Raw genomic sequence first — 13,772 nt, forward strand, 5'->3', positions numbered from 1 at the left:
CAGCTACTAAGTACTACTGACTACCGGTACATAGTAGCGCTGAATAGCGGGGGCGGCGCAAGTACCGGAGCGGTATACGCATAAGCATACGTATACCGTCAGAGGGGTGACAAGAGGTCAGCCGACGTGCACGACCGGGCGGCGCGACGGGTCGGGCTCGGCCTGGCGCAGGACCTCGCGGGTCAGGGGAGGGATGTCGCCGCCGCCGAAGACGAGGTAGCGCAGCAGCGCGCCGATCGGGTTGCCCTCCGCGGCCCAGTGGAAGTAGACCTGCGGCGTCTTGCCGGTCAGGTCGCGCAGGTGCAGCAGCAGGGCGGCGATGGAGTTGGCGACCGTCGTGCTCTGCATGCGCAGCACCCGGAACCCGTGCCGCTCCTCGCCGATCACCCGCAGCTCACCGGCGAACTCCGAGGCGTCCGGCACGGTCACCTCCAGGAACAGCAGCCCCTCCCGGGTGCGCAGGCGGTGCAGCTCCCACGCCTCGCGCGCCTTGTCGACGTACTCCTTCGCGTCGCGGTTGTTCGGCTCGTTGGCGATGAGGTGGATCTCGCCCGCCTCGTTGACGAACCGGCGCGCGGCGTCGTCGAGACTGATGCGGGTGACCCGCAGCTCGGTGGAGCGGGTGGCCCGGGAGACCAGCGACACGACCACGATGGCCAGCACGAACAGCAGCGCGATGACCAGGCCGTCGGGGCGTTCGACGATGTTGGCGACGGTGGCGTAGGCGAAGACCAGGGTGACCGCCCCGAAGAACGACGCGGCGCGCACCCGGCCGCTCGTCCACGCCGACAGCGCCACCGCCACGGCCGCCGACAGGATGAGCGCCAGCACCCCGGTCGCGTACGCGCCGCCCTGCGCCTCGACCTCCGCGCCGAAGACCCCGGTGATGACGAAGGCGATGGCCGTGAACACCAGCACCATGGGCCGCGAGGCGCGCGTCCAGTCGGGCGCCATGCCGTAGCGGGGCAGGTAACGCGGCACGATGTTCAGCAGCCCGGCCAGCGCCGAGGCCCCCGCGAACCACAGGATGGCGATGGTCGACAGGTCGTAGGCCGTGCCGAACCAGTCGCCGAGATAGAGATGGGCCAGGTAGGCCAGCGCGCGCCCGTTGGCCGCGCCGCCCTCGGCGAACTCCGCGGGCGGGATGAGCACGGTGGTGGCGAGGCTGGAGGCGATCAGGAAGACGCTCATGATGAGCGCGGCCGTGGTCAGCAGCTTGCGCGCGCCCCTGACCCGTTCGGCGACGTCGCCCCTGACCAGCGGCATCACCGCCACGCCCGTCTCGAAGCCCGAAAGTCCGAGGGCGAGTTTCGGCATCACGTACAACGCGACCGCGACCATCGCTAGCGGGCTCGCGTAGTCGCTGTTCAGCGTGTTCTGCCAGTCGTGCACCTTCTCCGGCGCGGTGAGCACATGCTGCACGGCGGTGGCCACCACGACCACGTTGAGCACCAGATAGACCGCCACCAGCACCACCGCGACCGAGATCGCCTCACTGAACCCGGCCAGGAACACCCCGCCCAGCGCGGCGATGAGCAGCAGCGTCACCGGCACCTGCCACCCGGCCAGCGCGTGCGGCACGAACGGGTTGTGCAGGATGTGCGCGGTCGCGTCGGCCGCCGACAGGGTGATGGTGACGATGAACGCCGTGGCGACGAACCCGAGCAGGAACAGCACCAGCAGCTTCCCGCCCCAGCCCGGCATCAGCCGTTCCAGCATCGACAACGACCCCAGCCCGTGCGGACTCTGCTCGGCCACCGCCCGATAGGTGGGCAGCGCGCCGAACAACGTCAACGCGACCAGCACCAGCGTGGCGACCGGGCTCAGCGCGCCGGCGGCCAGCGCGGCGATGCCCGGCTGGTAGCCGAGGGTCGAGAAGTAGTCGACGCCGGTGAGGCACATGACCTGCCACCAGGAGTGCTGGTGCTCGGGCGGCTCCTCGTCGTGGGTACCGCCGACCAGACCTTCGGGGCGCTTGAGCCCTTTCAGCAACCACTGCCGGAGCGTGCCGGTCACCGGGGTACCTCCGCTATCCGGGCAAATCAGACGAGTGGTCACGCTACTGACGGCGCGGGTCTGTGCCAGGGAGACGGGGCGTCAAGAAAACGTAAAAATGTCCGGCAGTGCGTGGATCGGCCGCGACGGATCAGGCGAACGGATAGTCGCGCAAGGCCTGCTGGAAGGCCCGTTCCGCGATCGGCACGTACTCCGAATTGCTCGCGTTCGCCGACAGGGCCACGGTCACCGGCAGCGGGCCCGGGGCCGACGGGAGCGCGAGCCGGGCGGCGCGCGGCAGGCCCCACAACTCGTCGCCGTTGGCGACCAGGCAGGCCACCCCCAGCCCCGCCTTCGCGGCGGCGCGCAACCCGACGAGTTCGGGCCCCTCGTAGGCCACCCGCCACGGCACCTCCGACGCGTCGAGGGCGTCGACGATGCGGCGCCGCAGCGTGCACGGTTCGGTGAAGAGGGTCAGCGGGAGGGCGGCGCCCTCGCCGTGGGCGGGGCGGCCGAACCAGTCCATGCGCATCTCGCCGAGCTGGTGGGCGGGCGCGGTGACCGGCTCCGACTGGAGCAGCAGCGCCAGGTCGAGCTGGCCCGACGACACCTGGTTCTCCAGCGACTCGCTCAGCCCCGTCTGCACGCCGACCTGCACATGCGGCAGGCCGCGGTTGAGCAGCCGCAGGATCTCCGGGAGCGCCTCGGCGAGCTGGTTGACCACGCCGATCGTCAACCGGGCGGTGCCCGACGGCGGCACGAACCGGCCGACCGCCTCGTCGTTCAGGGCGACGATCCGGCGCGCGTAGCCGAGCAGTTCCTCGCCCTCGGTGCTGAGCTCAAGGCTGCGGCCGGTCGAGGTGAAGATGGGCCCCTTGACGAGACCGCCGAGCTGACGGATCTGCTGGCTCACCGCCGGCTGGGTCACGTGCAGCGCCTCGGCCGCCTTACGGAACCCGCCGAGCTCGACCACGGTCACCAAGGCCCTCAGCCGATTGATTTGCAGATCGTGATACATGCGTTTCCCTCAATAAGGCAGATGGACGCCGGACGGCGTACGCGTGTCGATGTCCCGGACCGTCCCGGGCCGCGGCCTCCTGGGCCGGCGGATTCGAATGCGATTCACGCGGCTCAGCCTAGAAGCGCTTACACCGCCCGGTCTTCACCGGCTTTCACGATTCCGATGTGAAAATCTCACACCCGCCTCGTGAATCGTTGACTATGGCCGCGCAACCCGCCTGCGGAGAATCGAATGCATGACCACGATGACTCACGCGGACGAAGACTGGCGTTTCGCCGAACTGGTGATGCGGGCGTGGACGGAACCCGATCTGGCCGCCCGCTACGAAGACGACCCGGCCGGCACCCTGGCCCAGTTCGGCATCGACCTGGGCGAAGACGAGGCGCCCCCGCTGGCGGCGGGTGGTGACCCCCTGCAGATCGCCGACCTGAGCAAACCGTCCCTTTCGTCGGCGAAATGGACGTATTGCGGATGAAAGTCGGATTCAAGCGGCATTGGCGTGCGGTGACCGTGCCCGGCGACGGGGTCTACCTGACCTCGGCGCGGGCCACGGTCGCATTGCACGGCGACCACATCGAAGAGGTCGCGCCCCTGCTCGACGGCAGCCACGACCTGGCCGGGCTGCACGAGCGCAGCGGGCTCGGCGCGGCCGAACTCGGGCGGCTGCTCGGGCGGCTGGCCGAGGCCGACCTCGTCGCGCCGCAGTCCGACGACGACGTGCCGCCCGACGTCGCCGCCTACTGGGACCTGGCCGGGCTCGACGTCCCCGACGGCACGGTCGAGGTGGTCGGCCGGTCGCCGCTGGTCGACCGGGCGCTCGCCGACCTGGGGTTGCGCGCCGGCCGCGAAGGGCCCGTCGTGGTGGTCTGCGACGACTATCTCGACCCGGTGCTCGCCTCGGTCAACGCCGATCGGCTGGCCGACGGCCGGCCGTGGTTGCCCGTCGCCGTCAACGGGCCCGACCTGTGGATCGGGCCGGGCTTCCACCCGGGGGATTCGGCCTGCTGGGAGTGCCTGGCGGCCCGGTTGCGGATCCGGCGGCAGGCCCCGCTCGGGCTCGCGCCGCGCGCCGCGCTGCCGCTCACCTCGTCGGTCGGCGCGCAGCTCGCCGCCCTTCAGGTCGCGCGGTGGCTGGCAGGCCGGCGGCTCGACACCCTGTGGACGTTCGACCCGCTCACCCTGGAGGCCGCGCATCACCGTGTCACGCGCAGGCCGCAGTGCCCGGCGTGCGGGGAGCCCGGCGCCGGACCGGCCCCGGTCGAGATCACGTCCAGGCCCAAGGTGCACGCCCACCGGGCGGCCGGGCTTCAGGAGACCTGGGACCGCTACGTCCACCTCACCGACCCCGTCACCGGCGTCGTCGACCGGGTCCGCCGCGACCCCCGCGCGCCCGGATTCCTCAACAGCTATCTGTCCGGCCGCAACCTGGCCCTCCCGGTCTCCGGCCTGCGGGCCAACAGCGGCGGCAAGGGCGGCAGCCCGCTCGAAGCGAAGGTGGGCGCGCTCTGCGAGGCGGTCGAGCGCTACTGCGGCTCCCGGCTCGGCGAGGAGCACGTCGTCCACGACTCCTACCGGGGGCTGGGCGCCGAAGCCGTGCACCCCGACGACGTCCTTCTCTACGACGTGCGCCAGCGTGCCCCCTTCGACGAGACCGCCGAGACCGAGTGGACGCCCCTGTTCACCCTCGACGGCCGCAGGCGCTACCTGCCGACCGGCCTGCTCTACTTCTCCGAGGGCGGCGAGGCCGACTCCAACGGCAACGCCGCCGGGTCGTCGATCGAGGACGCGATCCTCCAGGGCTTCCTCGAACTGGTCGAACGCGACGCGGTCGGGATCTGGTGGTACAACCGCACCCGCCAGCCCGAGGTCGTGCTCGACGACCCGTGGACCGACGGCCTGCGCGACGACTACGCGAAGCTCGGCCGCGACCTGTGGGTCCTCGACCTGACGACCGACCTCGGCATCCCGGCCATGGCGGCGGTCTCCACCAAGGACGGCGAGGAGGTCATGCTGGGCTTCGGCGCCCACTTCGACCCCGCCACGGCGGCCCGCCGCGCGCTGACGGAACTCGGCCAGCTGTTGCCGGCCGCCACCGACCTCGACATGCGGCCGTGGTGGGGGCGCGTCTCGCTGCGCAGCCATCCGTGCCTGCTGCCCGACGGGGTGGCGGCGCCCCATGCGTACACCCGGAACGACGACCTCGCGGACGACGTCGACCTGATCCGGCCCTTCGACCCGCTGATCCTCGACCAGACCCGGCCCGACATCGGGATGCCGGTGGTCAAGGTGGTGGTGCCGGGGCTGCGGCACTTCTGGCCGAGGTTCGCCCCGGGGCGGCTGTTCGACGTCCCCGTCGCGCTGGGGCGGCTCGACCGGCCGACCGCCTACGACGACCTGAACCCGGTCGCCCTGTTCATGTGAGAGGAGCCGACATGCACGACACGCTCCCCCCGTTTCCCCTGTGGTCGTTCCGCGAGGACGTCTTCGTCGAACCCGACCCGGACCAGGGTGTGATCGTCGTGCACTCGCGCTGGGAGGACACCGTCCTCCCGATGCCCGCGCCGGCCGTCGTGGAGGCGATGCGCCGGATGAGCCTGGGGCCGATCTCGCTCGGCAACGTCCTCAGGTCGGGCGCGGAGCGGCGGGCCCTGGCGGCGCTGCTCGACCGGCTGGGGCACCTGGTCGTCCGGTCGTTCGGCGTCGACCGGGAGCAGCCGCTCATCTCCGTCGTGCCGCTCACCCCGCAGGCCGCCTTCCACCTGCCGGAGCGGCCGCCGGTCAATCCGGTGCGTCTGTCGCGCTTCGCCGTCCTCACCACCGACGGCGGCAACTACCTGCTGGAGTCGCCGCTGTCGCACCACCGCGTGATCCTGCACCGCGCCGACGCGCTCGGCCATCTGGGCACGCTGATGCGCCCCGGCCCGGCCTCGGCCGCCGGACCCGAGACCCGGTCGGTCATCTCCTACCTGATGGCGGCCGGGATGGTCGTCGAGGCGGTGACCGGCGACCCGTTCCAGCGGGTGGAGTTCGCCGAGGACCACGATCCCGCGCTGACCGCGTGGACCCCGATCGACCTGATGTTCCACACCCGCTCCACGCTGGGCCGCCACGACCAGGACTTCGGCGTGACCTATCCGCTCGGTGAGCACGGCAGCGTCGAGCCGGTCGTGAAGGAGGCGGCGGAGGGCATCGCGCTGCCCCGGCCGTCGTGGGAGGACCTGGCCGCCGACCCGCCCTTCTCCGCCGTCGTCGAGGCCCACCGCCCGGCCGAGGCCTTCTCCGACGAGGCGATGACGCTGACCGATCTGGGCGCGCTGCTCTACCGGACCGCCCGGGTCCGGTCGCTGACGGGCTCGCCGTCGACCGAGGCGACCGCCACCACGAGCGACCGCCCTCATCCGACCAGCGGCGACTGCCACGAGCTGGAGCTCTACGCCGTCGTCGACCGGTGCGCCGGGCTGGCGCGCGGGGTCTACCACTACGACCCCTACCACCACCGCCTGAGCCCCCTCGACGGCGATCCCGACGAACTGCTCGTCTCGGCCAACCTGGCCTCCGCGCCGCCGGTGCTGCTGATGGTCACCGCCCGGTTCCGGCGGTTGTCGTGGAAGTACAACGGCCTCGGCTACTCGCTCGTGCTCACCGACGCGGGCGCGCTGGTGCAGACGTTGTCGCTGGTCGCGACGGCGCTGGGGCTGGCCGGACGCCGCCTCGACGGGCCCGACATCGAGGCCTCGGCGCAGGTGTTCGGGCTCGACTGGCGCACCGAGTCGAGCGTGTGCGGCTACGCCGTCGGCCACGCCCGGACCGCCTCCCCGGAGGACGGATATCCGGTCAACGACGCCGAATGGCCCATGCTGGCCGCCGCTCTTCTCGCATAAGCCGACATTTCCCGGTAAGTGAGGGCACCGTGGTGTCGTTAGGGATGCGCCCCGTACTGATGGCGCGCGGCGTCATCGGCGCCGTGCTGTTCGGGTACACCTTCAACGCCCTGATGTTCGTCTGGGACGAGGGCCTGCGCGGCTGGCCGCTCGTCGCCTTCGCGACCTGCCTCCTCGCCGGCTTCGGGCTCCAGCTCGTCCACTCGACCCGCGACGTGTTGTCGTGGCCGGGGCCGCGCACGGCGGCGACGTTGTCGGCGCAGGCCGTCGTCACGTTCGCGCCGTTCCTCTGGGCCGGTCCGCAGGCCGGGTCGCTCGCCGGGTTCCTGGCCGGCTCGATGCTCCTCGCCGTCGAGGGCCGGCAACGCTGGGCCCTGTACGCCGCCGTCCCCGCTGCCATGTCCCTCGCGCTCACCTGGACGGGCATGGCCACGGTCGACGTCGTCTACGGCGCCTACTTCACCGCCCTGACCGGGCTGATGGTCTACGGCGTGAGCTCCCTGGCCTCGCTGGCGCTGACCGTGCACGCCGCCCGGGGCGAGCTGGCCGGGGTGGCCGTCGCCCAGGAACGCCTGCGGGTCGCCCGCGACCTGCACGACCTGCTCGGCTACAACGTCTCCGCGCTCACCCTCAAGAGCGAGCTGGCCTACCGCCTGCTGCCCGGCTCGGCCGAACGCGCCCGCCGCGAGCTGCGCGACGTGCTCACGCTGTCGCGCCAGGCGCTCGGCGACGTGCGGGTGGTCGCGGGCGGCAGCCGCCCGATGTCGCTGGCCGCCGAGGCCCGCTCGGCCGAGTCGATGCTGATCGCGGCCGAGATGGACGTCGAGGTGCGGCTCGCGCCCGGCCCGCTGCCGGAGGAGGTCGATACGGTCCTGGCCATCGTGCTGCGCGAGGCCGTGACCAACGTGCTGCGGCACAGCAAGGCCCAGCACTGCCTGGTGGAGACCTCCCGCGAGGGCGACCACATCACGCTGCGGGTGGTCAACGACGCCGCCGACGTCGCGGGCCCCGAGCCCGGCGGGGGAGCGGGCCTGGACAACCTGTCGGCCCGGGTCGAGGCGGCCGGCGGCGTCAGCACCACGAGCCTCGACGGCGAGTGGTTCACCTTCACCGCCGAGGTCCCGGTCGGCGGACCGCCCGCGCCGGTCGCCGACGACCCGGTGACGTGGACGTTCGCGCAGATCACCGGCCAGCCCTGGCACCTGCGGGTGGCCCGCACGATCGCCGTCGTCGTGCTGCTCGGCTACGGCGTGCTGATGGTCGTGAACGTCCTGGGGCAGCACCCCGGGGCGCTGAGCCTGGTGGAGTCGGCCCTCTGCGCGGCCGTGCTGGTCGGCGTCCAGATCGCCGTGTCCCTCGGGTTCCTCCGCCGCGCCGCGCTGCCGATCCAGGCGGCCGCCACCTACCTGCCGCTGGTGTGGATCGGCGCGCCGTGGGGTTCGATGGGCGGCTTCCTGGCCGGCACGGCGCTGATGGTGCTGCCGGGCGTCTGGCGCTGGGGCTGCTACGCCGCCGTCGGCGTCAGCGTGGCCGCCCTGTCGGTGCTGCACGGCGACGCGGGGGAGTGGACCGCCTACCTCACCCTCTCGACCCTGCTGACCGGCCTGGTCGTGTACGGCATCGGCGAACTGTCCGGCCTCGTCGCCCAGGTCGACCAGGCCCGCGACGACCTGGCGCGCGGCGCGGTCACCCGGGAGCGATTACGGGTCGCCCGCGAACTGCACGACCTGCTCGGCCACGACCTGGCCGCCATGACGGTCAAGAGCGAACGCGCCTACCGCCTGCTCCCCGGTTCGGGCGACCGGGCCCGCACCGAACTCGCCGACGTCCTGGACGTCGCCCGCCGCGCCGTCGCCGACGTCAGATCGGTGGCCAGCGGCTACCGCCACATGTCCTTCACCGCCGAACTCGACTCCGCCCGCGCGACCCTGGCGGCGGCCGGGGTGTGCGTCCGGGCCCAGGCCTGTGACGTCCCGCCGGAGGTCGACGCGATCCTGGCGGTCGTGCTCCGCGAGGCGGTGACGAACGTCCTGAGGCACAGCGCCGCCACCCGCTGCGAGATCACCTTCGCCGACGGCTCGCTGACCGTCTGGAACGACGGCGTCAGCACGCTCATGACCCCCGCCGAACCCGGCACCGCCCTGGATGACCTGGCCGAACGCCTGGAATCCATCGGCGGTTCGTTGAAATATGAACGAAGCGCCGCGACGTTCCGGTTAAAAGCCGACATCCCACAATGACGTTCTGTCAAGAATGTCGGCATTGCCTATATGCGTAACCTCGGTACAAGATTCATTTTGACCATTTGGACCGGCCGGGGGAATGGACGTGCTGACGTTACGGATCCTCCTCGCCGAGGACGTTCGCATCGTCCGGGGCGCCCTGGCCGCCCTGCTGGAGATGGAGCCCGACCTCACGGTCGTGGCCCAGGTCGGCAGCGGCGCCGACATCGTGCCGGCGGCCCTGGAACACCGCCCCGACGTGGCGATCCTCGACGTCGACCTCCCCGTCGTCGACGGCCTGTCGGCCGCGGAGGAGCTGCACGCCAAACTCCCGTCGTGCCGCACCCTGATCCTCACCGGCCTGGGCCGCCCCGGCACGCTGCGGCGGGCGCTGTCGGTCTCGGTGTCGGGCTTCCTGCTGAAGGACACCCCGTCGGAGCGGCTGGCGCAGGCCGTGCGCGAGGTCGCCGCCGGCCGCCGCATCATCGACCCGCAACTGGCGCTGACCGCGTGGGACGTCGGCGAGATCCCGTTGTCGGGCCGCGAGATCCAGGTGCTCCGCCTGGCGGCCGGGGGAGCGGAACCCCCGGAGATCGCCGCCCAGATGCACGTCTCAGTCGGAACGGTACGAAACTATCTGACCAAAATCGTCACCAAACTCAACGCGAGAAATCGGGTGGACGCGATACGCATAGCCACGGAAGCGGGCTGGATCTGAAATCCGCCCCCGGTTATTCTCGCCACGGGGTGATAGGCGATGACATATACACTTTTGCGCGGCAATTTTGTGATCAGATATCCCGATCTCCCGCGCCAGGGCCCCGAGCCCGACGGTGACACGATCAAGTTCCTCCCCGACACGCCGGCGCTGATCGAGGCGCTCCCCCGACCGTCGGGCACCTCCCCCGACCTGAACCGGCGCGGCATCTCCGTCCGGCTGGAGGCCGTCGACGCCCTGGAGACCCACTTCGAGGAGACCCACCAGCGGCTCGACTGGGCACGGGCCGCCCGCGACCGCCTGCTGGCCCTGCTCGGCTTCACCGGCGTCGAGTTCTTCGACGACCTCCCGAACAAGGTGAGACGCGCCGACCAGGACACGACCAGGGGCTACGTGTTGTCGAACGGCGTCGACGCCAACGGCCGCCTGATCGCCTTCGTCTACGGCGGCACCACGGAGACACCCGACGGCGCGCCCGTCTTCCTGACCCCCGCGCTGGCCGACGAGTCGGCCAACCGCGTCCTGCTCGCCGAAGGCCTGGTCTACCCGGCCTACTACGCGACCCTCCCGGCCGAACTGCGCGACCACCTGGCGGGCGTCTCCCGCGCCGCCCGGCCCGATGCGGGCCTGTGGCCCGTCGCCGACGGCCACCCCGGCAGACCGGCCAGGGTGACGGCCGACTCGCTCGACGAGACCGTCATCTGGCCCAAGCTGTTCCGCCGCCTGGTGCCCTACTTCGCGGCGGGCTTCCCGGACTTCGGCCAGTTCGACACCTGGTTGCGCGCCGACCCGGTCCACCGCGACGACGCCATCTGGCTGATCGGACGACAGGAACGCGGCAACCTGCACGACGTGGTGCGCGCCTCGGGCGACCAGATCGAACTGACGGTCTGGCCCGAGGACTTCGTCATCGCCCCCGACCCGGCGACCGGCCCCACCACCCCGCCGCCGGCGGCGATCGGCGACGTGGTCATCGTGGCCGCCCTGCCCAACCCGGCCGGCGCCGACGCGGGCGCCGAGAAGGTCACCCTGCTGAACGTGACCCCCGGCGCGATCGACCTCGACGGCTGGCACCTGCGCGACACCTCGGGCAACCGGACGGCGCTCTCGGGCCCGGTCGAGGCGGGGACGGTCGAAGTCGTCACGGTGAGCCGGCTCGACAACGCCGGCGACTCGATCATGCTGGTCGGGCCGGACGACGTGGTGATCGACACGGTGACGTACAAGAAGGAACAGGTCCGGACCGGCCGCACGATCGCCTTCGGCCGCTGATCTCTCACCCCCCGATCTGGCGGGTGATCGTCGGGTCGGTGATGGCCGTGTCGCCGGCGAGCAGGAACGCCTTGGACAGGATGATCGACAACATGCCGCCGTCCTCCTCGAACGGCAGGAACACCGGTTGTTCCGAGCGGTCGGGCCCCGGCACGATGCACAGGTAGGCGTCGTTGGGTTCCATCAGGATGTTGCCCGACCCGAGATGGATCTTGTAGGTGCGCAGGTCACCGCGCACCCGCAGGAACCGGTCGGTCAGTTCGGCCCGCCCGGCGAGGCTCAGCCGGGGCAACAGGCGGGCCAGCGCGTCGCGGCGGGTGCGCGCCGTCTCGGTCAGCTCGCCGAAGCCGTGGGAGTGCCAGTAGTCCTCGTGCCCCGCGACCATGTGGGGGTCGAGGCCGATCGAGGTGACGCCCACGGCCAGGTCGGCGTCGCGCAGCGCCTCCGACAACACCAGCGGCGGGACCTCCGTCAACGGCATGCCGTCGCGGGCGTACCCGTAGACGTCGGTGTCGTCCTCGTCAGGGCGGTAGAAGCGGATCTGCTCGCTGGCGCAGAAGGACGCCGTGCCCCAGCCGTCGGCCTCGGGGTCGCCGTTGACCGACATGGCCCAGCGGACCCGGTAACCGGACAGATCCTTGACCGCCGCGCCCCGGTCGGAGCCGAACTCGTGATCCCAGTGGCCGATCGACGGGCCCGACCAGCCGCGCTGGTTCAGCAGCGCCTTGGCCTGGCCGTAGCGCAGGGTGTGCCCGGCGAACCGGTTGGAGTAGGTGCCGGTCCGCTCCTCGGCGGGGGTGAGCAGGTAGACCTCGCGGAAGGCCTGCTTGAAGGGCTGCCGCACGCCCGCGTCGAGCAGGTGGTCGCGCCAGGCCCGGACCGCCTCCGGCGTCTCGCCGATGGGGTGCCACAGATGCAGAGGGGTGTTCGGGTCGGGCTGGATGCGGCGGCCCGCCGGGTCGGTGAGCTCCCAGCCGTCGTCGGTCCGCACCGGGATGCCGGCCGGGCCCTGGAGGATGCGCCAGATCAGGGTGCGGGCGTAGAGGCCGGTGACCGGGTGGTCGAGGAAGAACTCGGTCACCTCGCGCCACCGCCAGATGCGTTCCTCGATCAGGGCGCGCTCCAGCCGGAACCGCTCGGCCGGAAGCAGCTGCCTGAGGTCCTTGAGCGTCGCCTTCAGCTCGGCCAGCGCCGGGTCCTTCCGGATCGCCGCCGGGGCCGCCTTCACCGTCTTGCCCCTGGCGTTGACGAACTCCAGCGCCTGCGTGTCGGCCCGCAGCCGCACCAGGCAGTCGCCGACCGGCTCCTCGCGCACGCCGCCGGGGCCGAGCCCGAACGTCGGCACCGTCCGGTCGAGCAGCCGTTCGGGGGAGAGCCCGGCCGCCTCGGCGACCGCGTCGAGGGCGCGGGCCACCCCGGCCAGGACGGTCTTCTTGCGCACCTTCGCCTGGACCCGGGCCAGGTGGGGCACGGTGTCGAGGCCGCCCCTGTGGGCCAGGGCGCCGACGGCGGCGTTGGCCAGCCTCTCGTCACGGCAGTTCGGTCCCGAGCCGCCGATGCCGGTCCCGCAGGTCACGGCGCAGTCGCCGAGCAGCGCGGTCACCCACGGCTCGTCGATCAGCCGGCAGGTCCAGATCAGGCCCCGCAGCGGAGTGGCGGTGCGGTCGTGGAGGAAGACGGTGGTGGTCCACTCGCGGTCGTCGTGGCGGAACGTGACGGGGCCCTCCCGGTGGGCCGACAGCCGTTGGAGGATCTCCCGGACCAGGACGACGGCCTCGGGGGTGAGCAGCTTCCCTGCCGTGGCGAGCCAGACGCCGCTGGGCTTGGCGGCGGTGGCGCCGTGCCAGTGGCGTAACAGAGGGAAGACCTCGGGAGCCGCGAGCGCGGCGCCGAAATCGGCGACGAGCGTCGCGGCGAACCGGTCGCGCTCGCCCAGCAGGGCGCGGACGGCCGAGACCGGATCTGCGGCGTCGGCGTGTTCGGCGAGGAAGTCGTCGAGCCGCCGGGCGGTTCCGGCCCGCGACGGCCACTCGTGATCGCCCAGCGTCTTGCGCACCCGTTCGGCCTGCTCCACGTAGCGTCGGCGCATGTCGTGGGGGAGCGACGCGGTAGCCGTGAGCGGCAGCGTCAGCCTGCAGAGTGCGATGTACCCGTTGTCCTCCCGGCCGTGGCACAACCGCCACAGCAGGTCGGCCTCCTCGGTCGTCCACTTCAGTTTGCGGCGCGCCACCCGGGAGGCGATCTCCTCGGCGAGGCGGTCGTAGTGGGGCCCGCTCAGGCGGTGCTGGGCCCAGAGCCCGAGCACCCGCCACCGGACGTCGTCGAAACCGGCCATGCGCCGCCCGAGTTCGGTCTCGCCGAGCGGCGAGAGCGGCCACTGCCACGCGCGTTCTTCGGGAACCGTCGAGGCCAGGCGCTCGGTCTCGGCGAACAGGTCGGTGTGGCCCCAGCGGTCGAGCTCGGCACTGATCTCCATGGCCGCAATTGATATCAGCGGCCGACGACAATTCGCCGAAATGAAAAAATCCCAACTCAGTCGGACTGAGTTGGGATTTTCTTTGGTGCGCCGCCAGGGACTCGAACCCCGGACCCGCTGATTAAGAGTCAGCTGCTCTAACCAACTGAGCTAGCGGCGCCCGCGAGGAAGACTTTAGCAGCTCCAA

At 71.6% G+C, this 13,772-nt stretch carries 9 protein-coding genes and 1 tRNA gene; 6 read left to right on the plus strand and 4 right to left on the minus strand.

The genetic code is table 11. The features are described from left to right. Nucleotides 1-117: 117 nt before the first annotated feature. Together QSK34_RS28090 and QSK34_RS28095 are read right to left on the minus strand one after the other, a co-directional pair. A complete protein-coding gene (locus QSK34_RS28090; protein WP_285588279.1) occupies nt 118-2,016 on the minus strand; it encodes an amino acid transporter in 1,899 nt (632 codons plus the stop codon). Nucleotides 2,017-2,146: 130 nt separating this feature from the next. Continuing rightward, nucleotides 2,147-3,013: a LysR substrate-binding domain-containing protein gene (locus tag QSK34_RS28095; RefSeq protein ID WP_285588281.1), complete on the minus strand. Its 867-nt coding sequence runs from the start codon at nt 3,011-3,013 to the stop codon at nt 2,147-2,149. A 238-nt stretch (nt 3,014-3,251) separates the two neighbouring features. Here QSK34_RS28095 and QSK34_RS28100 point away from each other — a divergent pair, with 238 nt between their 5' ends. The 6 genes from QSK34_RS28100 to QSK34_RS28125 all read left to right on the plus strand — a co-directional run bounded on the left by QSK34_RS28100 (nt 3,252) and on the right by QSK34_RS28125 (nt 11,109). Next, a complete protein-coding gene (locus tag QSK34_RS28100; RefSeq protein WP_285588284.1) occupies nt 3,252-3,491 on the plus strand; it encodes a hypothetical protein in 240 nt (79 codons plus the stop codon). Beyond that, the gene (locus QSK34_RS28105; RefSeq protein WP_285588287.1) at nt 3,488-5,437 is read left to right on the plus strand and encodes a TOMM precursor leader peptide-binding protein; all 1,950 of its coding nucleotides are present in this window, start codon (nt 3,488-3,490) and stop codon (nt 5,435-5,437) included. The genes QSK34_RS28100 and QSK34_RS28105 overlap by 4 nt, the downstream gene beginning before the upstream one ends. Before the next feature lie 11 nt (nt 5,438-5,448). Further along, nucleotides 5,449-6,897: a SagB family peptide dehydrogenase gene (locus QSK34_RS28110; RefSeq protein ID WP_285588289.1), complete on the plus strand. Its 1,449-nt coding sequence runs from the start codon at nt 5,449-5,451 to the stop codon at nt 6,895-6,897. Between the two features lie 44 nt (nt 6,898-6,941). After that, a complete protein-coding gene (locus tag QSK34_RS28115; RefSeq protein WP_285588292.1) occupies nt 6,942-9,137 on the plus strand; it encodes a sensor histidine kinase in 2,196 nt (731 codons plus the stop codon). A gap of 88 nt (nt 9,138-9,225) precedes the next feature. Further along, complete coding sequence (locus QSK34_RS28120) at nt 9,226-9,837, plus strand: response regulator transcription factor (protein ID WP_502875547.1); 612 nt, start codon at nt 9,226-9,228, stop codon at nt 9,835-9,837. A gap of 69 nt (nt 9,838-9,906) precedes the next feature. After that, a complete protein-coding gene (locus QSK34_RS28125; protein ID WP_285588296.1) occupies nt 9,907-11,109 on the plus strand; it encodes a lamin tail domain-containing protein in 1,203 nt (400 codons plus the stop codon). 4 nt (nt 11,110-11,113) lie between these two features. Here the strand turns inward: QSK34_RS28125 and QSK34_RS28130 are convergent, their stop codons facing one another. Both QSK34_RS28130 and QSK34_RS28135 read right to left on the minus strand, forming a co-directional pair. Continuing rightward, on the minus strand, nt 11,114-13,585 hold the full coding sequence (locus QSK34_RS28130) for a DUF4132 domain-containing protein (RefSeq protein WP_285588299.1): 2,472 nt from the start codon (nt 13,583-13,585) through the stop codon (nt 11,114-11,116). An 83-nt stretch (nt 13,586-13,668) separates the two neighbouring features. After that, a tRNA-Lys gene (locus QSK34_RS28135) sits at nt 13,669-13,745 on the minus strand. Nucleotides 13,746-13,772 lie beyond the last annotated feature (27 nt).

It is taken from the genome of Herbidospora sp. NBRC 101105 (assembly GCF_030269205.1).
GTDB lineage: Bacteria > Actinomycetota > Actinomycetes > Streptosporangiales > Streptosporangiaceae > Herbidospora > Herbidospora solisilvae.

Excerpts from the sequence above, each read along its gene's own strand:
- QSK34_RS28095 (WP_285588281.1), bottom strand. The coding sequence starts at position 3,013 with ATGTATCACGATCTGCAAATCAATCGGCTGAGGGCCTTGGTGACCGTG.
- QSK34_RS28100 (WP_285588284.1), top strand. The coding sequence starts at position 3,252 with ATGACCACGATGACTCACGCGGACGAAGACTGGCGTTTCGCCGAACTG.
- QSK34_RS28105 (WP_285588287.1), top strand. The coding sequence starts at position 3,488 with ATGAAAGTCGGATTCAAGCGGCATTGGCGTGCGGTGACCGTGCCCGGC.
- QSK34_RS28110 (WP_285588289.1), top strand. The coding sequence starts at position 5,449 with ATGCACGACACGCTCCCCCCGTTTCCCCTGTGGTCGTTCCGCGAGGAC.
- QSK34_RS28115 (WP_285588292.1), top strand. The coding sequence starts at position 6,942 with ATGCGCCCCGTACTGATGGCGCGCGGCGTCATCGGCGCCGTGCTGTTC.
- QSK34_RS28130 (WP_285588299.1), bottom strand. The coding sequence starts at position 13,585 with ATGGAGATCAGTGCCGAGCTCGACCGCTGGGGCCACACCGACCTGTTC.